Source organism: Casimicrobium huifangae, from assembly GCF_009746125.1.
GTDB lineage: Bacteria > Pseudomonadota > Gammaproteobacteria > Burkholderiales > Casimicrobiaceae > Casimicrobium > Casimicrobium huifangae.
In genome coordinates this window covers 4,163,424-4,187,777 of the sequence record NZ_CP041352.1, presented here as the reverse complement: position 1 = coordinate 4,187,777, position 24,354 = coordinate 4,163,424, and the positions used below count along the sequence as shown (strand labels likewise).

The window sequence follows — 24,354 nt, the reverse complement described above, 5'->3', positions numbered from 1 at the left end:
AGCCCAACGCAGTTGCGGATTCGCCCAAAAAGCTGCTACTCCATTCGCGTCCACGTTTGCGTCCGCCCGAACAGTGGCGTGCCCATGTAGCCCCGCACTTCCAGCTTTTTGTTGTCGGCGCTGAGACTGAGGCGAACCCGGTACACCTTGCCGTTGGCGGCGTCGAGGATGTCGCCGCCCTCCCAGTGGCCTTCGCCTTTCTTGACGTTACGCATGATGGTGAGCCCGACTACCGGCTTGCCCTTGCGGTCGTCCGTGCACTCGTCGCACTTCGAGTCCTGCTTGGCCGGGTCGAGCAATTTTTCGATCTTGCCGGTGAATACGCCATTGGCCTCGGTGATGCGGATCACCGCCTTCTCCTTGCCGGTGGCATCGTCCACGGTCTTCCAGGCGCCGGTGGGCGTCTGGGCTGCCACAGTTGCCGCGGCGAGCAGACCAATCAGTGCGAAAAACAGTTTCATGCGTCCTCCTTGATCCGGGGCGGGCTTAGCCGCCGATGAAGTCGCGCTTGCCCAGCGGCACGCCGGCCTGGCGCAGCAGGTTGTACGCCGTAGTGGCGTGGAAGTAGAAGTTGGGCAACGCAAAACCGGTCAGGTACGGCAGCCCGACGAATTCGGCCGGCGCGCCGGCAATGGTGATGTTGATGGTGCGGTTCTCGGCGCCATCAAACTGCTCCGGCTTGAGTGTGGCGAGGAAGTCGCGCGTCTTCTGGCAACGCGCCTTGAGCTCGGCAAAGGTCTTCTCGGAATCTTCGTATTTCGGCACTTCGACGCCGGCCAGTCGCGCCGACGCGCCCTTGGCGAAATCTGCCGCGATCATGATCTGGCGCAACATCGGAAACATGTCGGGGTAAATCCGCATGCCGGTGAGCACCGTGTCGTCTATCTTCCGCTCTGCAGCATAGGCCGCGCCCTTGTCGAGAATGTTGATCAGGTTGCCGAGATAGCGATCAAACACCGGCACCGAGAGGGCGTACATCGAAATAGTCACAACAAATCCTTTGCGCAACGAGGGGGTAAAGCGTCAGCGATTGTAGGTGCGCATCCGCGCTCCGCAACCGTTTCGAACGCGATGTTGCGCACGGGGCATGGAGGAGCAATCATGGAGCGTCGCGATTTCCTGTCCGGGGGCATTGGTGCCGCCGGCGCGCTGGCTGGCCTGGCATCGGTCACCGCCGCAGCGCAGAACCTGCCGGCCGTCAACTGGCGCCTGGCGTCGAGCTTTCCGAAGTCACTCGACACCATCTACGGTGGCGCCGAACAGTTCGCCCGCATTGTTGATGCGGTGACGGGCGGCAAGTTCAAGGTATCGATCGTCGACAACGCCTCGATTGCGCCGGCAAAAACGGTGTTCGAGGCCGTGCAGAACGCCAATGTCGAATGTGCGCATACGGCGGGCTACTACTTCCTGAGCGTCAACAAGGCGCTCGCCTTCGACACCACCCTGCCGTTCGGCCTCAATCAGCGGCAGCACAACGCCTGGGTCTATCAGGGCGGCGGGCTCGAGCTGCTGCGCGAACTCTTCGCCCAGTACAACATGGTCAACTTCCCGATGGGCAACACCGGCGCCCAGATGGGTGGCTGGTACAACAAGGAAATCCGCACGCTTGACGACGTCAAGGGCCTGAAGATTCGCATCCCCGGCTTCGGTGGCGAAATCTGGAAGCGGCTCGGCGCCGAGCCCATGGCCCTGCCAGGCGGCGAAATCGCCGGCGCATTGAAGGACAAAAAAATCGATGCCGGCGAGTGGGTCGGGCCGTACGACGATGACAAGCTCGGCTTGCCGGCGGTGGCGCGTTTTTATTACTACCCGGCCTGGTGGGAGCCGTCCGCGGCACTGAGCCTGTATGTCAACAAGGCCGCCTATGACGGGCTGCCGGCCGCCTACAAGGAGGCCGTCAACGTCGCCAGCGGCTGGGTCAATCAGTGGATGATGGCTGCCTACGACACCCGCAACCCGGCCGCCTACAAGCGCATGATCGGCAGCGGCACACGCGTGCAATTGTTCCCCAACAACTTCATGATTGCCGCCTATCGCGGCGCCTTTGCCATCTACGACGCCGAGGCCGCTGGCAACCCGGCATTCAAGAAGATTTACGACCCGTGGAAACGGTTCCGCAGCGAGATCAACGAATGGCACAAGACGGCCGAGGCGGCGATGACCAATTTCCTCGGCAACTGGCGCGCGGAAGGCTGATAAACTGCGTTTTGAATCAGGAGAAGCGCGCGGGCTACCCGCTCTCGCGCTACCGTAGGCGTAATCCCCGGAAGATCGCTCAGGTACCGTACTGATTCACGGCGTCGGTTCGCAGGAATCGCTGCCGCACATCTGGAGAGCGAGGCAGCCAACACACTGGCGAGAGCCTCCGCCGAAGGGGCAAAACCGCCGCAAAACCGGCGGTTGAAACTCTCAGGCTAAAGGACAGATCCGGGACGTTACCTTCCACTCAGGAGCCACGTCCCGATGTCTGAGCCCGTTTCAGAGAAACTTCTCCGCACCCCGCTGTACGACCTGCATGTGAGCCTCGGCGCCCGCATGGTGCCCTTCGCTGGCTACGACATGCCGGTGCAATATCTGCTTGGCGTACTCAAGGAGCATCTGCACACCCGCGCCCACGCCGGGTTGTTCGACGTCTCGCACATGGGGCAGGTGGAGCTGCACGGGCCGGACGCCGCGAAAGCGCTGGAAACACTGGTGCCGGTGGACGTGCTCGGGATAGCGGCCGGCAAGCAGCGTTACGCGCTGTTCACCAACGAGCAGGGCGGCATCCTTGATGATCTGATGATCTTCAACACCGGCAGCTATCTGCACGTGGTGGTGAATGCCGCCTGCAAGGCGCAGGATATTGCGCATCTGCAAAAGCATATTGGCAATCGCTGCGACATCCGCGTGCGTGATGACCTTGCGCTGCTGGCGCTGCAGGGGCCAGGCGCGGAGGCTGCGTTGAAAGGCATCGCTGCCGGCGAAGTGCCGCAGACGTTCATGGCCGGTGGCCGTTTGAATCTGGCTGGCATCGATTGCCTCGTCACGCGCTCGGGCTATACCGGTGAGGACGGCTTTGAAATCAGCGTGCCGGCGGCACAGTGTGAAGCGCTGGCGAAGGCCTTGCTCGCGCAACCAAATGTGCAACCAATCGGCCTCGGCGCCCGCGATTCGCTGCGCCTTGAAGCGGGCCTCTGCCTCTATGGCCACGACCTCGACACCACGACCACGCCGGTCGAAGCCTCGCTCACCTGGGCAATGCAGAAGGTGCGTCGCACCGGCGGCGAGCGCGCCGGCGGATTCCCGGGCGCGGGCGTGATCCTCGGTCAACTCGACGACGCGACAAAGGTCAAGCGCAAGCGAGTGGGCCTCAAACCCGAAGGCCGCGCGCCGATCCGTGAAGGCGTGGAGCTGCAGGATGCTGCGGGCAACAAGATAGGCGTTGTCACCAGCGGCGGCTTCGGCCCCACGGTGAACGGGCCGGTCATCATGGCCTATGTCGATGCCGCACACGCCGCAGTCGGCAGCAAGATCAACGCGATGCTGCGCGGCACGCCGACGCCGGTGACGGTGGTGGCGATGCCTTTTGCGCCGCATGGGTACAAGCGCTGACGCGCTTGAGGACGAATGACCAATGACGAATGACGATAACCAGAGATAACCCAGCGACGATTCGAAGGTATTTGAGAGGCGTGCGCTTGCGTTTCGTCACTCGTCCTTCGTCTTTCGTCCTTTTTCTGAAAGAAAAACCATGACCACCCGCTACACCGAAGACCACGAATACATCAAGATGGACGGCGATATCGGCACCGTCGGCATCACCCATTTCGCGCAGGACAAGCTGGGCGATCTCGTTTACGTTGAGCAGCCGAAAGTCGGCCGCAAACTCGCCGCGAAGGAAGACGCCGCGATCATCGAGTCAGTCAAGGCGGCGGCCGAAGTGAAGTCCCCGGTCGATGGTGAAGTCATTGAAGTGAACGAGGCCGTCGTCGCCGATCCGTCGCTGGTCAACACCGATCCGGAAGGCGCTGGCTGGTTCTTCAAAATCAAGGTCAGCAACGCCGACGCCGTGGCCAAGCTGCACGACGAAGCCGCCTACAAGGCAATGATTGCCTGATTACCTGCAGGAGCGGCTCCGCCGCGACCCGGTGTCTACACCAATTGACGCTGGTCGCGGCCGAGCCGCTCCTGCAAAAACAAGATGACCATCTCCGTTCGCCCCCTCACTCCCACCGACCGCACCCAGTGGCAGCCGCTGTGGAAGGGTTATCTCGATTTCTACAAGACGTCAGTGCCGCCCGAGCAGTACGACCTGACGTGGTCGCGCTTCCATGATCCGGCGGAGCCGATGTTTGTGCTGGGCGCGTTCGAGGGCGAGACGATGCTCGGCATCGTGCACTACATCTTTCATCGGTCGTGCTGGACGGCCGGTCCGTACGTTTATCTGCAAGACCTGTTCACCAGCAGCGATGCGCGCGGCAAGGGCGTCGGCCGTGCGCTGATCGAGGCGGTGTACGCGGCCGCGAAAGCCGAGGGTGCAGCACGTGTGCATTGGCTGACGCACGAGACCAACGCGCGCGCGATGGTCCTCTACAACGATGTCGCTGATCGCAGTGGCTTCCTGCAGTATCGAAAAGTTTTGTGATCAAGCCGTTGGCGGCGACTTTATGACTTTCCCGTTCGTGGTGAGCCTGTCGAACCATGAACGCATTTAACTGAACGGTCGTTGTGGTTCGACAGGCTCACCACCAACGGCATGGATAAGCGCGATTCCTCATGTCTGATTTTCTCCCCCGCCACATCGGCCCCAATCGTGAAGAGCAGATGGACATGCTCGCTCAGGTCGGCGCAACCACGCTCGAAGACCTCGTCGCGCAGGTGGTGCCGTCGACCATCATCGGCGGCCGGCGGCTTGCCCTGCCGCAGGCACAGAGCGAGGTTGAGGCGCTGGCTGAACTGCGCGGCATTGCGCAGAAGAACCAGATCTTCAAGAGTTTCATTGGGCAGGGCTATGTCGGCACGGTGACGCCCGGCGTCATCCTGCGCAACATCCTTGAAAACCCGGCCTGGTACACCGCCTACACGCCGTACCAGCCCGAGATTTCGCAGGGCCGGCTGGAAGCGTTGCTCAACTACCAGACGATGATCTGCGACCTCACCGGCATGGACATCGCCAACTCGTCGCTGCTGGATGAGGGCACCGCCGCTGCCGAAGCGATGACGCTGGCCAAGCGGCAGGCGAAGTCAACCAGCAACACCATCATCGTTGCTGGCGACTGTCATCCGCAAACGATCGAAGTGCTGAAGCAGCGCGCCGAACCGCTTGGCATTGAAGTCAAGGTCGGCATGGCGCACCAGTTGATGATGGAGGGCGACTACTTCGCCGTGCTCGCGCAGTACCCCTCCACCAGCGGCCAGATTCACGACATGGGCCGCTACGCCGATTTTGTGCACGCGAAGGGCGCGCTGTTCATCTGCGCTGCCGATCCGCTGGCGCTGGTGCTGCTGAAGGCGCCGGGCGAGTGGGGCGCCGACATCGTGATCGGCTCGTCGCAACGATTCGGTGTGCCGATGGGTTACGGCGGTCCACACGCTGCCTTCATGGCTGTGCGCGATGCCTACAAGCGCAACATGCCGGGCCGTCTGGTCGGGGTGACGATTGACGCGCAGGGCAAGCCCGCGTACCGCCTGACCCTGCAGACCCGCGAGCAACATATTCGCCGCGAAAAGGCAACCAGCAACATTTGCACGGCGCAGGTGCTGCTCGCCGTAATGGCCAGCATGTACGCGGTCTATCACGGCCCCGAAGGCTTGCGCCGTATCGCCACCCGGGTGCACGGCCTTGCCACGCGTTTTGCCGCCGGCCTGAAAGCGATGGGCATCGCGCCGGCGGCGGGTCAGTTCTTCGACACCGTCACCTTCAAGAATGACGCGCATGCCGCGATCGTTACCACCGCGCGCAATGGTGGCATGAATCTGCGCCACTATGCGGAATGGGCAGCAGTCGGTGTCACCTTCGACGAGACGCACACCGACGCCGACGTTGATGCCGTGCTGTTTGCGATTTCAGCCGAGACCGGCATTCGCGCACCGATGTCGATTGACCCGGCACCATCGGCGATCCCGGACGCGCTCAAGCGCGAGAGCGCCATGCTCACCCATCCGGTGTTCAACACGCATCACAGCGAGACCGAGATGCTGCGCTATCTGCGCCGTCTGGCCGACAAGGACCTCGCGCTCGACCGCACCATGATCCCGCTGGGCTCGTGCACCATGAAGCTCAACGCCACCACCGAGATGATCCCGGTGACCTGGCCGGAGTTCGGCAACCTGCATCCGTTTGCGCCGGCCGAGCAGGCGAAGGGCTACGCCGAGCTCAACAAAAATCTCGAAGAGATGCTCTGCCGCATCACGGGCTTTGATGCCGTCACGCTGCAGCCGAACAGCGGAGCGCAGGGCGAATATGCGGGCCTGCTGGCGATCCGTGCCTATCACGCCAGCCGCAACGAGGCACACCGTAACGTCTGTCTGATCCCCTCCAGCGCGCACGGCACCAACCCAGCCAGCGCGCAGATGTGCGGCATGGACGTGGTGGTGACCAAGTGCGACGACAACGGCAACGTTGATGTCGCTGACCTGCGCGCCGCTGCGGAGAAACACTCCAGCAAACTTGCCGCGTTGATGATCACCTATCCGTCCACGCATGGTGTGTTCGAGGAGGCGATCAAGGAAATCTGCGCCATCGTGCATCTGCATGGCGGTCAGGTCTACATGGACGGCGCCAACCTCAACGCGCAGGTGGGCGTCACCTATCCGGCCGAGCTCGGCGCCGATGTCAGCCACATGAACCTGCACAAGACCTTCTGCATCCCGCACGGCGGCGGCGGGCCGGGCGTCGGGCCGATCGGTGTGCGCGCGCATCTGGCGCCCTTCCTGCCCGGTCGCGGCAAGGTTGGCCCGGTCAGCGCAGCGCCCTACGGCAGCGCCAGCATCCTGCCGATCCCGTACGCCTACATCCGCATGATGGGCGCCGATGGTTTGCGCGAAGCGACGGCAGTAGCGATCCTCAACGCCAACTACATCGCGAAAAAACTGGCGCCGCACTTCCCGATCCTCTACACCGGGCACGGCGGCTTTGTGGCGCATGAGTGCATCGTCGATGTGCGGCCGATCAAGGACGTGTGCGGCATCAGCAACATGGACGTCGCCAAGCGCCTGATGGACTACGGCTTCCATGCACCCACGGTGAGCTTCCCGGTGGCCGGCACGCTGATGATCGAGCCGACCGAGAGCGAACCGAAGGTCGAGCTCGACCGCTTCATCGACGCCATGATCGCCATCCGTGAGGAGATCCGCGCGGTCGAAACCGGTGTCTGGCCGAAGGATGACAACCCGCTGGTCAACGCGCCGCACACCACCGAGGTGCTGCTCACCGAGACCTGGAACCACGCCTACACCCGCGAGCAGGCGGCGTATCCGCTACCCGGCCTGCGCCAGAGCAAATACTGGCCACCGGTCGGACGTGTAGACGACGTTTACGGCGACCGCAACATCATGTGCACCTGCCCGCCGCTGGAGAGTTACGCGAGCGCGTAGGGGGGATGTAAAGAAAGTCTCTCCTGCATCGCAGGGGAGATGTCGGCGCCTCGCCGACAGAGGGGTTGGTGGCAGCGGCAGCGATGGTTAGTTCGGTGGCAAACCCCTCCGGCGCTGCGCACCACCTCCCCTACTGCGCAGGGGAGGCTTCCGCTCAGATAATCTTCACCGCCCGCCCGATGAACAAAATCGGGCCGGTGGGGCGATCCAGTGGCGAGCCGTTGTACGGTTCCAGCGTGATCTCGAAGAGTTGGTTGGGTTCCAGCGGCGGCAGCTTGTCTAGCGACACTTCTTTCGATTCGCCGGGGCGCACCAGACCCAGCGAGACGGGGCCTTTCCAGTCGTTGCCCTTGGTCCAGAACTGCAGCGACTTGTCGGCGGGCACGTCCACCTTGCCGAGCGGAATCAGCCGCGCCTGTTGCGAGTTCGTCCCGGCCTGCACCACCCAGCCCGGCGACTTGTCCTGCGGTCCGACCAGTACCACCATGTAGCCTGGCCCCGGTGGTTGCGCCAGCTTGCCGACCACCACGATGCCCATGAAGGCGGTGGCCGCGAAACCGGTCGCCGCGAGGCCACGCCACAGGCGCAGACTGTTCCACCAGCTACTCGCCGCTGCGGTGGGCATCGCCGCCGCAGGGCGCACGCCTTTGTCCGCTGCCACCTGTGCGGCAACGGATGTTTCAATGCGCGACCACAAGGCAGGCGACGGCTCCACCGGCGCTGCCAGCGCGTTAAGTGGCAGGAGCTTGTGTTGCCACTGCTCCACCGCAGTGCGCAGCGCAGCGTCGTTGCTCATGCGCGCCTCCACCTCGGCGCGGCGCGCAGCCGGGAGCGTGCCGAGCACGTATTCGCCGGCGAGGACGTGCAGGTCGTCGGCGTTCATGCCATGCACTCCCGGAGCGAGAGCAGGCCGCGGCGCACCCAGGCTTTCACACTGCCCAGCGGCGCATTGAGCCGTTGCGCGATTTCGCCATGTGAGCAGCCGTCAACATAGGCGAGCAGGATGCTGTTGCGCTTTGCCGTGTCAAGCCGTTCCAGGCATTCGTCAAGGCGGCCGAGATCGGCATTGATCTCAAAGGCCTCAGCCATCGGTGCTGCGTTGGCTACCGCTTCGGCTTCAATGGCCGCGATGGCGTCTTCGTCGGCTGACACTTCGCGGCCGCTGGTACGCACGGCCGAGAGCGCCTGATTGCGCACGATGCTGTGGATCCAGCCGCGCCCTTCGCCACGCGTGGCGTCAAAACTGGCGGCTTTGGTCCAGAGGTTCATGAAGGCGTCGTGCAGCACGTCCTCGGCGCGGGCGCGGTCACGCACGATGCGCAACGCCACACCGAGCAGACGGCGGCTTTCATGTTGGTAGATGCGATGCAGGGCCGCGCGATCACCCTTCGCGCAGTCCGCGAGGGCGGCTTCGTAATCAAACGTGGAGGAGGCGGCAGGCAAGGCGGGCGTGGTCCAGAAAATCGGAGCAGACGTTCGTCAGCGGATCGCGCCGCCCGTCGCGGAGGAGAGACGGCAGGCAGCGGCAAGCAAAGACGATGTTACCCGCGCTCTTCCCGGATCGCGCACCGCCGAGCCTGCCTTTGGTGGCAGCACGACCGGCGGGTGGCCATGCTCACCCGCGCGAACGGGTGAGTGATGCGGCTGGTCAGCGCGGCTTACATCGCCTTGTAGATGATGTAGTCCGCCTGGTACTTCACGATCTCTTTTTTGCCCTTGCTGGTGGCGTCACAAGCGGTTGCCGGCGCCACGCCGCCTTTGGTGGCCACGCGCTGGATGAAGGTCACGCCAGTCATGGCGCCGTTGCCGGTGGCCGGATTGGCCTTGACCAGCTGCAGCGGGATGTTGCCGGCGCTGGTGGGGGAAACCGCAACCTGCGTCGCCGTGACTTTCGAGCCGTCTGAGCTTTGCCAGGTGGCCGGCGGGCCGAAGTATTTGCCGACAGCCTTGCCGCTGCGATCATTCAGCACCGCATCGGGACCGACGAACACCCACTCAAACTGACCGGCGGCGTCTTTCTTGTCGCGGCATTCGTAGGTGATCTCGCCGACGCCGACGGTCTCCATTGCCACCTTGTTACCAGCGGGCACCTTCACGGCATCGGGCAGCATGGACTGGTCGAACGCGGCTTGCGCCATTGCGGACGGCGCCCCGGCAGCGAACAGCGCAGCGGCAACGGCGGACAAAAGCAATACGGGCGATTTGCGGGACATGACAGGACTCCTTGGATCAGTGTTCAGTGAATTGCAGATTGCGGGCCTCGCGCCGCATTCGTGCCGGCGCGGAGGTTCCTGCCTTCACTACGCCCGAGACCAGCGAATGGATGCAGCAATCGAGGGAATTTTTCTGTTCATTCATCTTTTCGTCATAACCCTTATTCCATAAGGGCTCAACGGGCACAAAGCACCAAAGTCGACTATCAGTAAAACAAGCCTTTAAGCCCAATTCAAATAAGCGTTTAACGAAAAAGCCAATGCGCGCCACCCCGGCGCCGGGCCAGTCAGACGCTGTCCTGTGGCGACAACGCAACGCTGGCGCACCTTGTTTTCTGCAAGAAAATTGCCAACGTCATGGCAATTCAAGTTGGCGATCACTATCCGCTGGTGCCTTATGCCAAAGCCATGCTTCCAACATTCTTAGGTCGGTAAGGGCAAAAATTTGATTTGATGAATGACAATGCGGCGGGGTAAGATAAATCCATAAGAACCGGAGCCCCGACGCCTGCTGGCGTCGGGGAAACAAGCGCGGACCGTCGCGCAAAGCACACGATCGAGGTATCCATCATGCTCAAACGAACCCTCACTGCGGCGCTCGCTGCCACCGGCCTGGTGCTCACTGGCGTCGCTAGTGCACAGCAAACGCTCACCTTCGCCGTCAACGAGGGCGTGACTTATCGCGGCAATGACAACGCCCGCCAGAACTACAAGCTGATTGCCGACGACCTGGCCAAGCAGCTCAAGGTGAAAGTCAACGTCGAGATCGTCACTGACTACGCCGCGCTGGAGAAGGGTCTCGCTGCCCGGGCGTATGACCTCGCCTTTGTCCATCCCACCCACATCGCGCTGGCGCCAGTCAAGCGTGGTGAGTACACGCTGGCGGCGGTGTCGAAGGCGCACACCGGCTACAAGGCCTCGTTCCTGTCGAAGGTGAATGCCCCGGCAGCCACGCCCGCCGATCTCGGCAAGACACTGGCCAGCGGCAGTAAACCGGTTGCCTCACCGGATGCCAACTCGATCACCGCGTGGCTGATCCGCGCGACGCTGCGCGACGCCGCAGCTGCCGCCAAGACCACCACGCCGCCGCTGAAGTACACCCGCTATCAGGAATCCATCCCCTATATGGTCGAAAACGGCTTCGTCGATGTCGGGGCCACTGCGTCCGAAGCGATCATCAGGGACTGGACGGCGGCGGGTGGCAAGGTCATCGCCTCGTCGCGCGCCGTGCCGATCAAGAACCTGATCGTCGCCAACTCGCTCGGTAAGGAGCAGCTCGACACCATTCGCAACTACTTTGTCGATATGGCCAACAGCGCCGATGGCCAGGCCAAGCTCGAAAAGATCGGCCTCAAGCAGGGCTTCATCACCTACGACCAGAACAACTACGTGGCCATCGCCGCCTGGCTAGGGCTCTGAACCTCCGCCCGGCCTGTCGTCAATCGTTACAGCAGCCGCACGCGCACCGTCTTGCCCTTGATTTTGGTCGAGGACAGGTGGCGCAGCGCGGCTTTCGCCACATCACGCTGAACGGCGACATAGGTTGAAAATTCGGCAATCGTGATCTTGCCGACCTTGTCGCCGCTGATACCCCCGTCGCCGGTGAGTGCGCCCAGCACGTCGCCAGCGCGAATCTTCTCCTTGCGCTCCACCTGAATCTGCAGCGTCGCCATCGGCGGCACCAGCGGTTCACTGCCCGCGGGGGTGAGCGTCGCCACGTCGGCCCACTCCATCTCGCGCCCCTGCTCGTCCTCGATGCGGGTCACGCGCAGCATCTCCTTCGCGCTGGCCAGGCTCAGCGCCCAGCCTTCGTGCTCCCCGCGGCCGGTGCGGCCGATGCGGTGAATGTGCTGCTCCGGCTCCTGTGTCACGTCAACATTGATCACCGCTTCGAGCTGCGCGATATCCAGCCCGCGTGCCGCCACATCGGTCGCCACCAGCACCGAGCATGAGCGGTTGGCGAACTGCACCAGCACCTGATCGCGATCCCGCTGTTCAAGCTCGCCGTGCAGTGCCAGCGCGCTGAACCCTTGCGCTTGCAGCGCCTCCACCAGATCACGACAGCGCTGCTTCGTATTGCAGAACGCCAGCGTGCTCACCGGCCGATAGTGCCGCAGCAATTTGCTTACGGTGTCGAGCCGCTCGGCATCGGTAATCTCGTAAAACCGCTGGCGAATCTTGTTGTGCTCGTGCTGCGCCTGAACAGTCACCCGCTGCGGATTTTTCATGAACTGCGCCGCCAGCTTCGCAATGCCGTCGGGGTAGGTCGCCGAAAACAGCAGCGTTTGCCGCTGCGTCGGCACCCGTCTGGCGACATAGGCGATGTCATCGTGAAAGCCCATGTCCAGCATGCGGTCCGCCTCATCGAGCACCAGCGTCTTCACGGCGCCCAGCTCCAGATTGCCGCGATCCAGCAAGTCCATGATGCGGCCCGGCGTGCCCACGGCGATATGCGCGCCATGCTCAAGGCTTGTGCGCTGGCCGCGCATCATCACGCCTCCCGCCAGCGTCAGGATCTTGACGTTGTCCTCGGCACGGGCCAGGCGCCGCAGTTCCTGCGTCACCTGTTCAGCCAGTTCACGGGTAGGGCAGAGCACCAGCGCCTGCACATCGAGGCGCGCGACGTCCAGTTTCGCCAGCAACGGGATGGCGAAGGCGGCCGTCTTGCCGCTGCCGGTTTTTGCCTGCGCGATGAGGTCTTTGCCGGCCAGTGCAAGCGGCAGTGCCGCCCGCTGGATGGGCGTCATGGTGCGATAGCCCAGGCGGTCGAGATTGGCGAGCATCGCCGCTGACAGCGGCAACGCGGCAAAGCCCTGATCGTCGGCGCCGGTGGCCGCGCCGTCTGCTGATATTTGCTTCATTGATGAATGTTATGTCTGATATGACGAGAGCCCACTTCCTACATGCCGCGACACAGTACAAAATGGAGGATGACAAAAAAATCAATATTCATCGCTCCCGCACAATTCGACAACGCCGACGCCGCCCTGGCCCAGGTCAAACTTATCTACAACGCCTCCATCGCGCACCTGCGCGAATCGTTGCAGGCATTCGTCGCCGGCGAAGACATCGGCAATCACGTCCGCGCCTGCTACCCGTTTGTCCGCGTGCACACGCGCACGGTGGCCCGCGCTGATTCACGGCTCTCCTACGGCTTCGTGCATGGCCCCGGCGTCTACGAAACGACGCTGACGCGGCCCGATCTCTACAGCCACTACTACCTTGAGCAATTCCGCCTGCTGCTGAAAAACCACGGCACCACGCTGGAAGTTGGAACCAGCGCGCAGCCAATCCCGGTGCACTTTTCGTTCGCCGAGAACGATCACGTTGAGGGCAATCTCAGTGCCGAGCGCCGGCAACTGATGCGCGACGTGTTCGACCTGCCCGACCTCTCGGTGATGGACGACGGCATCGCCAACGGCACTTATGAGCCACCGCACGGCGCCCACCAGCCGCTGTCGCTGTTCACCGGCCCGCGTGTGGATTACTCGCTGCACCGGCTGCGCCACTACACCGGCACCCTGCCCGAGTGGTTCCAGAACTTTGTGCTGTTCACCAACTACCAGTTCTACATCGACGAATTCGTGCGCATCGGCCATGAGTTGATGAACGACCCGAACAGCGAATACATCGCCTTCGTCGAGCCGGGCAACGTGGTCACCCGCCGCAAGGGCCTGCCGCCGGAAGCGATTGACGCACTGGGTGCGCCACCGCCGCGTCTGCCGCAGATGCCCGGCTATCACCTGCTGCGAGCCGATCACTCCGGCATTACGATGGTCAACATCGGCGTCGGCCCGGCCAACGCCAAGACCATCACCGATCACATCGCCGTGCTGCGCCCGCACGCCTGGCTGATGCTCGGTCACTGCGCCGGCCTGCGCAATTCGCAGTCGCTGGGCGACTACGTGCTCGCCCACGGCTACGTGCGCGAGGATCACGTGCTCGACGAAGAGCTGCCGCTCTGGGTGCCGATCCCGGCGCTCGCCGAAGTGCAGGTTGCGCTCGAAACCGCGGTCGCCGATGTCACCAAGCTCAAGGGCTACGAGCTGAAGCGTGTGCTGCGCACCGGTACCGTCGCCAGCACCGACAACCGCAACTGGGAGCTGCTGCCCTCGCGCGGCGCCGCTACCTCACCCGAGTTGCGCTTCTCGCAAAGCCGTGCCATCGCGCTTGACATGGAGAGCGCCACCATCGCCGCCAACGGCTTCCGCTTCCGGGTGCCCTACGGCACGCTGCTCTGCGTCAGCGACAAGCCGCTGCACGGCGAAATCAAGCTGCCCGGCATGGCCAACCACTTCTACCGCGAACGCGTCAACCAGCACCTGCTGATCGGCATTCGCGCCATCGAGCTGATGCGCCAGGCCGGCGCCGATCACCTGCACAGCCGCAAGCTGCGGAGCTTTGCTGAGGTGGCTTTCCAGTAGGCGAGGGCGCAGTAGCGCCCAACCCAACCCAGCCCGTTCGTGGTGAGCCCGTCAAACCATGAACCCATAAGAAGTCGTAGGGTGGGTTTCAACCCACCCAAATTGATACCAGCGAAGAGTGCTCGTGGCAACGTTGGCTGATCCCCACCACGCGCCGACAGCCATAGTCTCGGCCAACCACTTCTTACGACAAACTCGTGACGCGCCATCAAGCGATCTCGACTAAGCCCCGTTGTAAGCCCGCTCCAGCGCCGCCACATCCAGCTTCACCATCGTCATCATGGCGTCCATCACGGCCTTCACCTTCTTGGGGTCGTTATCGCGGATCAGCTCGGTAAATCGCCTCGGCACAATTTGCCACGAGAGGCCAAACGGGTCCTTGATCCAGCCGCACGCCGTGGGCGTTGCGCCTGCCTTCAGCAGCTTGTCCCAGTAGTCATCCACTTCCGCCTGATCCACGCAGTCCACGTAGAGCGATACACCCTCCGAGAAGCTGAAGTACGAACCGCCGTTGTAGCCCATGAAGCGCTGACCGCCGACGACGAACTCAGCAGAACTGATCGGGCCATCCGCACCCGTGCGGGCGACGTTGAGCACCGCCGAGCCCGGAAACGTCGCCGTGTAGAACTTGATCGCCGCTTCCAGCTGATCGTTGAACATCAGGAAGGGGGTTACTTTGTTCATGGGGGTTTTTTCTCTGTACATGCGACGATTGCGCTAGTGTGGAGGTCACCGGCGCTGTGCGGCTTTATCGCGCAGCGTCGGGTGGACCGCAGGGTTATGCGTCGCTTGTGCACCTACCTATCAGACGCAACTCTATGCCGGGCTGCCAGCAGAACAGCCAACGTAGCCTTGGCGTCGTCAAGCGCTCGGTGTGTCGGCACCGCTGCCCCTACGTGCTGCGCCAGCGTAGCCAGTTTGTACGAGGCAAGCGATGGCCAGGCCTGCCTCGCCAACGGCAGCGTGTCGTGGACTGGGTTGACGAACTTCACCCCGGTCTGACCCGCCGCCTTCTTGATGAACACTTGATCGAACGGTGCGTTGTGGAAAAAGACCGGATGCGTACCTACAAACGCTGCGAACGCCTTCATCGCATCAGCTGGTCGCTGACCTTCGCGGTCAATGGCATCCTGCGTGATTCCCGTTAACCGAGTAATTTCGGCTGGAACGAGCCGTGATGCACGCACTAGTGTCGAGAACTCGTCGGCTATGCCGCCTTCTGGTGTCACGAGTATGGCGGCGAACTCGATCACCTCATCGGTATTGGCGCTTAATCCGGTGGTTTCGAGGTCGGCCACGATAAACGGCTGGCGTGTTGCAGCCCAAGCCCCGTCTAGCATCGTGGCGAGTTCGGTCACGTAGGCCTGACGTTTGGCAACACGCTCTTGCGATTCCTTGAAGTAACCGATGTTTCGTCTGACTAGCTCGTTCAGCCACTCCTGCATTGTCCTCTGACGCAGGCCCAGAGATTTCGCGTTGTTGTTGGAACTGCGCAGTTCACTCCAGCAGTAGCGGGCCACGGCATTGCGCCGTATGTGCGGCCACCGTGCATCGAATGACTCATGTTCGGCAGGTTCGCCGAAGGCCTCGACAAGCCACTTTACGTCGGTCTTGGACAGCGATTCGATGCATTGGTAACCCATGGCCACGAAGTCAAGCTTGATCGGACGAAGTTCATTGATATCGACGAAGCGAGCCATGTAATGCGGCTGGGCACCTTCAAACTTCAGTGATGCCGAGAGATCCGCAACGACGCACATACAGTAAAGTGCCTTTAACAGTTCTGGGCATGGCTCTTTGGCTTTGCGGCGTTCCCGGATGAGCACGCGCAATTCCTTTGCTATCGCACCTGCGCTGTGCGGCCCCCACTCCTGCGCGGCTTGCAACTGTTCAAGCTTGGCGATTTCGACCGAGACGAAGGGAAGCACCCACGCATAAGCCTTTTCCGGGCTCTCGCGTCGTCGGCGTCTATGTGTGTCTTCATTCCACCACTGATCGGCGGCTTCGAGCACAGGTGGGTCGGTGGTTAGTACGAAGGCGTACTCGAGGACGCGCTCCGCGACCTCGGCATCCGATACCTGAACTGACGGGCCGGCCGGGCCTGTAATCGTGACAGTGATGCCCGCATCCATTCGTGACTGAACCACTGCTGCGGGAACAGTCACGGGAGTAGGCGTTGGGCCACCGGTGAGCTTTGAAAACAGCTTGTCGAACAGGCCCATACCGGCTGCATCTCCTCAAATTCGCGAATGCATTCGATTCGACGCATAACGCGCTTTATGCGCGCATCGCGCGTATAACTTTTTAATAGTGCATCTCGCGATTTGCACGTTCATGCGTCAAGTCATTGATTGTCTGTGGTGTTGCAAGTTATACCTCCGCGTGATCGGTATAACAACGCGCACATCCATCAAGTCCGCGTATGCCCACGGGGGGGTTCGTAGCCGGCAACGCCGAACGATCAGAAATCGGGCCGATGGGTTCGCGGTGGGGTCGCCCTGAGCAGTACGGTGGTGGAGCGCACGTACGGTAGAGTGGCTGGTATCAATTTGGGTGCGCTGAAAGCGCACCCTACGTTCGGCACGGATTCGTGGTTCGACAGGCTCACCACGAACGGCGTACAGCGTGATCACCACGAACAGTGACGCGCCGCGCTATGCTTCACAAAACACTTCCCGCGCCGCCCCATGCCTGCCACTACCGACCTCTGTGATGCCAACGAAGCCAAGCTTGCCGACGGCACGCTGCGTGTGCTGGCGCCCAACTTTCACCGCTACGGCAAGCACACGATGTTTGCTGGCCGGGTGAAGACCTTGAAGGTGTTTGAGGACAACTCGCTGGTGCGCACTGCGGTGGAGACTGCGGGCCACGGGCAGGTGTTGGTGGTGGACGGTGCGGCGTCGCTGCGCTGCGCGTTGCTCGGCGGCAATCTGGGCAAGCTGGCCGAGAAAAATGACTGGGCGGGTGTGGTGCTCAACGCACCGATCCGCGATGCCGACGAGATTGATGCCTGCGCGATTGGCGTGCGTGCGCTTGGCACCTGCCCGGTGAAGAGCAAAAAGACTGGCGCCGGTTCATTCGATGTGCCGCTGGCGTTTGGTGGCGTGACCGTCAAGCCCGGCGACTGGTGCTACGCCGACCGCGACGGCGTACTGTTTTCTGATGTGGAGCTGGCATGATTCCCACCCCTGATCGTCGCGCCAATGTGGTGGTGCCCATTGGTGACGCCACGCGCAACATGGTGGTGCACGACTGGGGCGACGAGCGCAATCCGCGCGTCGTGGTCTGCGTGCATGGCCTGTCGCGCAACGGTCGCGATTTCGATGTGGTCGCCCCGGCACTGGCGGACGGCTATCGCGTGCTGTGCCCCGACATTCCCGGTCGTGGCGAGAGCGACTGGTACGCCAGCGCGGCGGATTACACGATCCCGAACTACATCGCGGCGATCAACGCAATGTTCACGCAGTTGGGGGTGTCGCGCTACGACTGGATCGGCACCTCGATGGGCGGGCTGATCGGCATGGTGATGGCTGCCACCCCCCGCTCGAAGATGCGCCGCTTCGTCATCAACGACATCGGCCCGGTGATCGAGAAGGCAGCGCTCGACCGCATCGCCTCCTACGTCGGCCGGGTGCCCACCTTCCCAAGCTACATGGCGCTATTCGAGGCGGTGCAACCGATCAATTCCAGCTTCGGCCCGCTCAGCGACGAGCAGAAGCATCACATGGTGAAGACGGCTGTACACCAGCGCGCTGATGGCCAGTGGGAATTCAAGACCGACCCGAAGATTGGCGATGCCTTCCGCGATGGGCTCAAGCAGACGGCGATGGACATGTGGCCGCTGTGGGCCGCGGTCACGCAGCCGGTGCTGGTGTTGCGCGGCGCCGAGTCAGACTTGTTGAGCGCGGCGACCGTCGAGAAGATGCTGGCTGCGCATCACGGCGCCGGTCGCATCGCCGAGGCATTGACCATTGCCGACACCGGTCACGCGCCAATGATCATGGACGATCCGACGATTGCCGCGGTCAAGCGCTTTTTGCATGCGTCGCCGTGGGAGGCCGCATGAGTGCTGCGCCCGACACTCCGAGCGTCATCTCACTCGCACCGACCGACTTCACGGCGGACGAGATGTACTTTGTGTTGCGCGACGCCATCATCCCGCGCCCGATTGCCTGGGTGTCGAGCATCGACGCGCAGGGCAACACCAACATCGCTCCGTTTTCGTTTTTCAACGTCTGCTCGCCGACGCCACCCGTGCTGGGCTTCAGTTGCGGACCGCGTGGCGAGGATCGCAGTAATGATGCGTGGGCGCTGAAAGACACTTGGGCCAACATCCGCGAGACGCGCGAGTTCGTCATCAATCTGGTGCCGGAATCAATGGCCGACGAGATGGTGCGCACCAGCGACCCATTGCCGCCCGGCGCCAGCGAATTCGCGCATGCCGGTCTGATCCCTGTCGCCTCCACGAAGGTGAAGCCGCCGCGCGTGGCGGGTGTGCCGGTTGCCTACGAATGCGTGCTGCGCGAAGGCATCGCCCTTGGGCGTAGCACCTGGGTGATGGGCGACGTGGTGCAGGTGCATATTGATGCGCGCTGCTACGCGGGCGAGAAGCGTGGCTTCAAGCATCGCGTGGATGTGCTGTCGCAGGTTGATATGCGACCGTACGCCCGGCTGGGCAGCAATTTCTACGCACGTCTCCGCGAGATCGAGACGCTGCAGCGACGCGATGGAGGGCAGCGTGGCACGTAGTGTTTTGTGTGCTGCCCGCGCGCTGGCGGCCGGTGCAATTTTCACGTTGAGTGGAGTCAGTGTGGCAGCCGATATTGATGCGCTGTGGGACTACGCCAAACCAGCTGAAAGCGAAGCGCGCTTTCGTGAGGCGCTGAAGACCGAGACGGGCGACGCTGCGCTGGAGATCGAAACGCAGATCGCGCGCACCTTTAGCATGCGGCGCGATTTTGTGCGTGCCAATTCGACGCTGGATGCCGTCGCCGCCCGAACCTCGGGCAACACGGCGCCGCGCGTGCGTATCCGCTACCTGCTGGAGCGTGGCCGCACGCTCAACTCATCCGGTCAGTTCGAGAAGGCGAAGCCGCTGTTTTCGGATGCCTTTCAGTTGGCGCAGCGCGAGAACGAGGTGTTGCTCGCCATTGATGCGGCGCATATGTTTGGCTTCTCGAAGAACCTTGACGAAGCGATGTCATGGAACCAGGTCGCGATGCGCCTCGCGCTCGCGAGCGAGCTGCCGCGCGCGATCCGCTGGCGCGCGTCGATCGCCAACAACATGGGCTCGACTGAGCGGGATCGCGGCAATCTAGACGCTGCTGCCCGACACTTCGACGCGGCGCTAAAGGCACATCAGGCCAACGGCACGCCGCTGCAAGTGCGCATGGCGTGGTGGCAGGTGGCCAATGTGAAGCGTTTGCAAGGCAAGCTCGATGACGCGCTCGCCATCCAGCTGCGGCTGGAGCAGGAAATGCTCGCCGCGAAGGAGCCGGACGAATACGTTTACGAAGAGCTGGCCGCGTTGAACACGGCCCTGAAGCGACCCGATGAAGCGGCGAAGTACGCCGAAAAGCAGAACAGCTTGAAGCGGAAGCCCTGATCTGACGTGGTGGCCTTGCGACCGCCCGTAGACTCGATGCAACGAAGTGGAATCGAGGGCCGCCGTCAGCGACCCACAAATGCCTCGATTGCGCTGCGCTCCATCGAGGCTACGACTTTCACGGCCAATCAGGCCGCTGCGAGCAGCGCATCCCCATAGCGACCCAGATGCCAGTCGGCATCACCAAAAGTGACGCTGATCATGGTCAGGCGCTTGAAGTAGTGTGACGTGTTCAGTTCGTGCGTCACACCGATACCGCCATGCAATTGCACGGCGTTCTGCCCGACGTAGCGGCAGCCCTGGCTGATCAGCGTCTTTGCCGCTGAGATCGCTTTGGCCCGCGCGGCGGCATTTGTGTTGTCACAGGCTACCGCTGCTTCCATTGCCATCGAGCGCGACATTTCGACGTGCATCAGCATGTCCACCGCGCGGTGCTGCAGCGCCTGGTTCATGCCGATCACGCGCCCGAATTGCTTGCGCGTCTTCAGGTATTCGACGGTGATCTTGTGCAGCTCTGCCATCGCGCCCACGGCTTCTGCGCAGAGCGCAGCGCAGGCGACGTCGAGCGCGTAGTCAATCGCGGCGGCTGCCTGGCCGCGTTCGCCGATCAGCGCGTCTGCACCCACTTCGACGTTCGCAAATTCAATATCGGCACCCCGCTGCGCATCCTGCATCGGGTAAGCGAAGCGCTTGATGCCGCTTGCGCCTGCCGGCACCACGAACAATGACGGTCCGGCATCACCGGCCACCGTCGCCGACACCAGCAACTGATCCGCTGCATCGCCACCGAGCACCGAGACCTTCTTGCCGTTCAGTACGTAACCGTCACCTTTGGTCGTCGCCGCGAACGCGACGGCGTTGCGCTCATAGCGCTGGCCCGGCTCGGTGTGTGCAAAGGCGTACCGTGTTTCGCCGCTGGCGAGCCCTTCACTCAACGTGGCGCGTTGCGATTCGTTGCCCGCAGCCTTGATCAGTGCAGCGGGCAGGACGACGCAGCCGAGATAGGGCTCGACAACGAGACCGCGCCCGAGCTCTTCCATCACCAGCATGGTGTCGACGCCAGTGCCGCCGAGGCCACCGTCCGCCTCAGCGACCGGCAGTGCCATCAGGCCGATTTCGGCAAGCTGGTTCCAGTGTTTGCGTGACCATCCTTCGGCGGTCTTGATGATCTTCCAGCGATCGTCGAACGTGTAGTCGCGGTCGATGAATTTGGCGAGTGAATCCTTGAGCGCGTTTTGCTCGTCGGAGAGATTGAAGTCCATGTGTTTTCTCCTGTCGCCTTTGCCTTACAGCCCCAGAACCATTTGCGTAATGATGTTGCGCTGGATTTCGTTCGACCCACCGTAGATCGTGGTCTTGCGGAAGTTGAAGTAGTGACCCGAGGCGAAGCGGAACGCCTCGTCGGACAGCCACGGCACATCGGCCGCGCCATGCTCGCCCTCGCGCACATAGGGCAGCGCGGCCGGGCCGGCGGCCATCATGGTCAGCTCGGTCAGCGTCTGCTGGATCTCGGAGCCCTTGATCTTGAGCAGCGAGGCCTCGGGGCCCGGGGCGCGCTTCTCGGCCTCGGCGGCGAGCACGCGCAGCAGCGTGATTTCAAGTGCGCGCAAATCGATCTCGACCTGCGCCAGTTTGTCGCGGAAGCGCACGTCCTCAATCAGCGGGCGACCGTTGGATTTCGCCTGTTTGGCGACGTTCTGCAGGCGCTTGACGATGCGCTTGCAGCGGCCCACGCCGGCGATACCGGTGCGCTCGTGGCCGAGCAGGAACTTGGCGTAAGTCCAGCCCTTGTTCTCTTCGCCGACGCGATTGCTGACCGGTACCTTGACGTTGTCGAACCAGACTTCGTTCACCTCATGCTCCTGATCGAGCATGATGATGGGCCGCACCGTGATGCCGGGCGTCTTCATGTCGATCAGCAGGAACGAAATGCCTTCCTGCTGCCGGCCTTCGCTGGAGGTGCGCACCAGGCAGAAGATCCAGTCGGCGTATTGGCCCAGCGTGGTCCAGGTTTTCTGGCCGTTGACGATGTAGAAATCGCCCTCGCGCTCGGCCTTGCACTTGAGCGACGCGAGATCGGAGCCGGAGCCCGGCTCGCTGTAGCCCTGGCACCACCAGCTTTCGCCGGAGAGAATTTTCGGCAGGTGATAGTCCTGCTGTTCCTTGTTGCCGAACGCCATGATGACCGGAGACACCATGCGCAGCCCGAACGGAATCAGTTGCGGCGCGCCTTCGTCGGCGGTGACTTCGTCGAAGATGTGCTGCTGCGTGGAGTTCCAGCCGGTGCCGCCGAACTGCTTTGGCCAGCCGACGCCGACCCAGCCCTTCTTGTGCAGCGCACGATGCCAGCCAAGATAGTCTTCGCGTTCGAGACGGGAGCCTTCGAGCACTTTGCGGGCTACTTTTGGATCGAGGTTGGCGCGGGTAAATTCGCGTACCTCTTTTTCGAAAGCCTGTTGCTCCGGTGAATAATTCAAGTCCATACTTGCCTCAAAAATGATGGGCCGCTGTGCGGCTTCTCTATGATCTGTCCGTGTCCTTTGGCTTGCAGGCTAGTGTAAGCAATCTCCACCATGTCAATACCCGCTTTTTTAGAGAACAAACTCAGTTTGCCGGTGATCGCGGCACCGCTGTTCATCATCTCGCATCCACCGCTGACGCTGGCGCAATGCCTCGCCGGCGTCATCGGCGCCTTTCCCGCGCTGAACGCGCGCCCGAAGGAGCAGCTTGATGACTGGCTGGCCGAGCTGACCGAGAAGCTCGCCGCCGCGCAGGCGGCCGAGCCGAAGCGTCGTATCGCGCCCTACGCGGTGAACCAGATCGTGCATTCGAGCAATGACCGGCTTGATCACGACATGCAGCTTTGCGAAAAGTACAAGGCACCGATGCTGATTACTTCATTGCGCGCGCCCGGCGACGTGGTGAAGCAGGCGCATGCCTGGGGCGGTGTGGTGTTCCACGATGTGATCTCGATTCGCCACGCCGAAAAGGCGCTGGAGGCGGGCGTTGACGGGCTGATTCTCGTGTGCGCTGGCGCCGGCGGTCATGCGGGCATGCTGTCGCCATTTGCGCTGGTGCGTGAAGTGCGGCGCTTCTACGATGGCCCGATCGCGCTCTCGGGCGCAATCGCCCACGGCGCCAGCATCCTGGCGGCGCAGGCGATGGGCGCGGACTTCGCCTACATGGGCACCCGCTTCATCGCGACCGAAGAGGCGCGCGCTGTTGAGGGCTACAAGCAGATGATCGTCGATTCCACGGCGCAGGACATCGTCTACTCATCCTTGTTCACCGGCATTCACGGCAATTACCTGAAAGAGTCCGTCCGCAAGGCCGGGCTCGACCCCGACAATCTGCCCAGCGCTGACAAGACGGCGATGAACTTCGGGCAGGGCGCCGTGAAGGCATGGAAGGACATCTGGGGCTCAGGGCAGGGCGTGGGCCAGATGGACGACGTGCCGGCGACGGCTGTGCTCGTTGAGCGACTGAAAGCGGAGTACCGCGACGCCGTTGCCGCTACGCAGCAGAAGACGGCGGCGTTTGCGTAGCGGAAGCATCCGCGCGCCTGACCCTCTTTTTATCGAAAGCCTTATTCAATAAGGGATTAGCGCCAGAAAGTGTCAAAAGTCGGGTTTCCGCGTTTTGACCGCGTAAGCCCATTACAAATGAGGGTTTGAGCGAAAAGCTGATGAAGCCTACTGCTTCTTGTTGAGCGCCGCCCGCGCCATCGCGTCCACCCGCGCTGGCGCGATCAGCTTCAACCAGCGCCCGAGCTTGCCCTTGAAGCTCATCACCTCGTCGCGCTTGCGTGAACGCATCGCCGCCACGATCAGGCCGGCGCATTCCTCCACGCTCATCGCCTTGTCCTCACTCAGACCGGAACTGCCGGCCCGCTCACCGGCGGCATTCCAGCCGTTGCGCCGGATTTCGGTCGCGACCACACCCGGGTAGACGATGGTGACATCCACGCCCTGCGGCTGCAGCTCGGTTCGCAGCGCCTCGAAAAAGCCGGTCTGCGCGAACTTGGTGGCGCAATAGGTGGTGCGGCCCGGCACGCCCACCAGCCCGGCCAGACTGGCCACCGCGACGATCAGCCCTTTGCTCGCCTTCAGATGCGGCAGCGCAGCATGCGTTGGCCACACACTGCCCATCAGGTTGATGCGCATCAGGTTCTCGTAGACAGCGGTGTCGCTGATCTCGTCGAAGTTGGCGTGCATGGAGACGCCAGCGTTGTTTACCAGCGCGTCGATGCGCCCGAACTTTGCGACGGCCGCCGCGATCAGCGCCCGGCAGTCGGCCTCGATCGATACGTCCGTCGGCACGATCAGCGTGGTCGCGCCGAGTGCCTCACATTGACTGGCCACTGCCTGTAGCGCTTCACGTCGGCGCGCAGCAAGCACCAACTTTGGTTTTTCGCGTGCCAATTGGCGTGCCAGCTCGGCGCCAATGCCGTCAGAGGCGCCGGTAATCACGATGGTCTGGTTGGTGAATGACATGCCTGTCTCTGGTGGTTGACGGAGCGACTTCGACGGTTCAA

Annotated in this window: 23 protein-coding genes and 2 riboswitches; of the genes, 12 read left to right on the top strand and 11 right to left on the bottom strand. The window is 62.6% G+C overall.

The window, feature by feature from the left end:
• Nucleotides 1-35: 35 nt before the first annotated feature.
• Nucleotides 36-461 carry a DUF2147 domain-containing protein gene (locus tag FKL89_RS18945; protein WP_156864277.1) on the bottom strand — a complete coding sequence of 142 codons (426 nt, stop codon included), beginning with the start codon at nucleotides 459-461 and terminating at the stop codon, nucleotides 36-38.
• A gap of 25 nt (nucleotides 462-486) precedes the next feature.
• Nucleotides 487-990 carry a DUF1993 domain-containing protein gene (locus FKL89_RS18940; RefSeq protein WP_156864276.1) on the bottom strand — a complete coding sequence of 168 codons (504 nt, stop codon included), beginning with the start codon at nucleotides 988-990 and terminating at the stop codon, nucleotides 487-489.
• 111 nt (nucleotides 991-1,101) lie between these two features.
• Between FKL89_RS18940 and FKL89_RS18935 the strand changes: the two genes are divergently transcribed.
• The 5 genes from FKL89_RS18935 (at nucleotide 1,102) to gcvP (ending at nucleotide 7,578) form a co-directional block, all read left to right on the top strand.
• Nucleotides 1,102-2,196 carry a TRAP transporter substrate-binding protein gene (locus FKL89_RS18935; RefSeq protein ID WP_156864275.1) on the top strand — a complete coding sequence of 365 codons (1,095 nt, stop codon included), beginning with the start codon at nucleotides 1,102-1,104 and terminating at the stop codon, nucleotides 2,194-2,196.
• Nucleotides 2,197-2,203: 7 nt separating this feature from the next.
• A riboswitch (glycine riboswitch) is annotated at nucleotides 2,204-2,300 on the top strand.
• An 18-nt stretch (nucleotides 2,301-2,318) separates the two neighbouring features.
• A riboswitch (glycine riboswitch) is annotated at nucleotides 2,319-2,435 on the top strand.
• Nucleotides 2,436-2,463: 28 nt separating this feature from the next.
• Nucleotides 2,464-3,594 carry a glycine cleavage system aminomethyltransferase GcvT gene (gene gcvT / locus FKL89_RS18930; RefSeq protein WP_156864274.1) on the top strand — a complete coding sequence of 377 codons (1,131 nt, stop codon included), beginning with the start codon at nucleotides 2,464-2,466 and terminating at the stop codon, nucleotides 3,592-3,594.
• Nucleotides 3,595-3,733: 139 nt separating this feature from the next.
• On the top strand, nucleotides 3,734-4,099 hold the full coding sequence (gcvH, locus tag FKL89_RS18925) for a glycine cleavage system protein GcvH (protein WP_156864273.1): 366 nt from the start codon (nucleotides 3,734-3,736) through the stop codon (nucleotides 4,097-4,099).
• Between the two features lie 84 nt (nucleotides 4,100-4,183).
• Nucleotides 4,184-4,627 (top strand): GNAT family N-acetyltransferase, encoded by a 444-nt coding sequence (locus FKL89_RS18920; protein WP_156864272.1) that lies wholly within the window; start codon nucleotides 4,184-4,186, stop codon nucleotides 4,625-4,627.
• A 131-nt stretch (nucleotides 4,628-4,758) separates the two neighbouring features.
• Entirely contained in the window at nucleotides 4,759-7,578 is a 2,820-nt protein-coding gene (gcvP, locus tag FKL89_RS18915; protein ID WP_156864271.1) for an aminomethyl-transferring glycine dehydrogenase, read from the top strand.
• Nucleotides 7,579-7,732: 154 nt separating this feature from the next.
• On the opposite strand, the gene FKL89_RS18910 is transcribed toward gcvP, so the two are convergent.
• From FKL89_RS18910 to FKL89_RS18900, 3 genes are all read right to left on the bottom strand, one after another.
• Complete coding sequence (locus tag FKL89_RS18910) at nucleotides 7,733-8,461, bottom strand: anti-sigma factor (protein ID WP_156864270.1); 729 nt, start codon at nucleotides 8,459-8,461, stop codon at nucleotides 7,733-7,735.
• Nucleotides 8,458-9,021 (bottom strand): sigma-70 family RNA polymerase sigma factor, encoded by a 564-nt coding sequence (locus FKL89_RS18905; RefSeq protein ID WP_156864269.1) that lies wholly within the window; start codon nucleotides 9,019-9,021, stop codon nucleotides 8,458-8,460. Before FKL89_RS18905 ends, FKL89_RS18910 begins: the two co-directional genes overlap by 4 nt.
• A 215-nt stretch (nucleotides 9,022-9,236) precedes the next feature.
• Nucleotides 9,237-9,791: a DUF3455 domain-containing protein gene (locus FKL89_RS18900; protein ID WP_156864268.1), complete on the bottom strand. Its 555-nt coding sequence runs from the start codon at nucleotides 9,789-9,791 to the stop codon at nucleotides 9,237-9,239.
• Between the two features lie 570 nt (nucleotides 9,792-10,361).
• Here FKL89_RS18900 and FKL89_RS18895 point away from each other — a divergent pair.
• Nucleotides 10,362-11,210 (top strand): phosphate/phosphite/phosphonate ABC transporter substrate-binding protein, encoded by an 849-nt coding sequence (locus tag FKL89_RS18895; RefSeq protein WP_156864267.1) that lies wholly within the window; start codon nucleotides 10,362-10,364, stop codon nucleotides 11,208-11,210.
• Between the two features lie 26 nt (nucleotides 11,211-11,236).
• Here FKL89_RS18895 and dbpA read toward each other — a convergent pair whose 3' ends face one another.
• Entirely contained in the window at nucleotides 11,237-12,652 is a 1,416-nt protein-coding gene (dbpA, locus tag FKL89_RS18890; protein WP_156864266.1) for an ATP-dependent RNA helicase DbpA, read from the bottom strand.
• Nucleotides 12,653-12,721: 69 nt separating this feature from the next.
• On the opposite strand from dbpA, the gene FKL89_RS18885 reads away from it, so the two are divergent.
• Nucleotides 12,722-14,215, top strand: a complete 1,494-nt coding sequence (locus tag FKL89_RS18885) for an AMP nucleosidase (RefSeq protein WP_156864265.1) — start codon at nucleotides 12,722-12,724, stop codon at nucleotides 14,213-14,215.
• A gap of 222 nt (nucleotides 14,216-14,437) precedes the next feature.
• Here the strand turns inward: FKL89_RS18885 and FKL89_RS18880 are convergent, their stop codons facing one another.
• Nucleotides 14,438-14,899, bottom strand: coding sequence for a VOC family protein (locus tag FKL89_RS18880; RefSeq protein ID WP_156864264.1), 462 nt, complete (start codon nucleotides 14,897-14,899; stop codon nucleotides 14,438-14,440).
• A gap of 113 nt (nucleotides 14,900-15,012) precedes the next feature.
• Entirely contained in the window at nucleotides 15,013-16,437 is a 1,425-nt protein-coding gene (locus tag FKL89_RS20435) for a 3'-5' exonuclease (protein ID WP_238363434.1), read from the bottom strand.
• A gap of 465 nt (nucleotides 16,438-16,902) precedes the next feature.
• On the opposite strand from FKL89_RS20435, the gene rraA reads away from it, so the two are divergent.
• The 4 genes from rraA to FKL89_RS18855 are packed head-to-tail and all read left to right on the top strand — an operon-like array spanning nucleotide 16,903 to nucleotide 19,820.
• The gene (gene rraA / locus FKL89_RS18870) at nucleotides 16,903-17,394 is read left to right on the top strand and encodes a ribonuclease E activity regulator RraA (RefSeq protein WP_156864263.1); all 492 of its coding nucleotides are present in this window, start codon (nucleotides 16,903-16,905) and stop codon (nucleotides 17,392-17,394) included.
• Complete coding sequence (locus tag FKL89_RS18865; protein WP_156864262.1) at nucleotides 17,391-18,281, top strand: alpha/beta fold hydrolase; 891 nt, start codon at nucleotides 17,391-17,393, stop codon at nucleotides 18,279-18,281. Before rraA ends, FKL89_RS18865 begins: the two co-directional genes overlap by 4 nt.
• Entirely contained in the window at nucleotides 18,278-18,964 is a 687-nt protein-coding gene (locus FKL89_RS18860) for a flavin reductase family protein (RefSeq protein ID WP_156864261.1), read from the top strand. The genes FKL89_RS18865 and FKL89_RS18860 overlap by 4 nt, the downstream gene beginning before the upstream one ends.
• The gene (locus tag FKL89_RS18855; protein WP_156864260.1) at nucleotides 18,954-19,820 is read left to right on the top strand and encodes a tetratricopeptide repeat protein; all 867 of its coding nucleotides are present in this window, start codon (nucleotides 18,954-18,956) and stop codon (nucleotides 19,818-19,820) included. Before FKL89_RS18860 ends, FKL89_RS18855 begins: the two co-directional genes overlap by 11 nt.
• A 128-nt stretch (nucleotides 19,821-19,948) precedes the next feature.
• Here the strand turns inward: FKL89_RS18855 and FKL89_RS18850 are convergent, their stop codons facing one another.
• Together FKL89_RS18850 and FKL89_RS18845 are read right to left on the bottom strand one after the other, a co-directional pair.
• The gene (locus tag FKL89_RS18850; RefSeq protein ID WP_156864259.1) at nucleotides 19,949-21,082 is read right to left on the bottom strand and encodes an acyl-CoA dehydrogenase family protein; all 1,134 of its coding nucleotides are present in this window, start codon (nucleotides 21,080-21,082) and stop codon (nucleotides 19,949-19,951) included.
• Nucleotides 21,083-21,106: 24 nt separating this feature from the next.
• Complete coding sequence (locus FKL89_RS18845) at nucleotides 21,107-22,303, bottom strand: acyl-CoA dehydrogenase family protein (RefSeq protein ID WP_156864258.1); 1,197 nt, start codon at nucleotides 22,301-22,303, stop codon at nucleotides 21,107-21,109.
• Between the two features lie 90 nt (nucleotides 22,304-22,393).
• Between FKL89_RS18845 and FKL89_RS18840 the strand changes: the two genes are divergently transcribed.
• Complete coding sequence (locus FKL89_RS18840) at nucleotides 22,394-23,365, top strand: NAD(P)H-dependent flavin oxidoreductase (RefSeq protein ID WP_156864257.1); 972 nt, start codon at nucleotides 22,394-22,396, stop codon at nucleotides 23,363-23,365.
• Nucleotides 23,366-23,512: 147 nt separating this feature from the next.
• On the opposite strand, the gene FKL89_RS18835 is transcribed toward FKL89_RS18840, so the two are convergent.
• Complete coding sequence (locus FKL89_RS18835) at nucleotides 23,513-24,313, bottom strand: SDR family oxidoreductase (protein ID WP_156864256.1); 801 nt, start codon at nucleotides 24,311-24,313, stop codon at nucleotides 23,513-23,515.
• Nucleotides 24,314-24,354 lie beyond the last annotated feature (41 nt).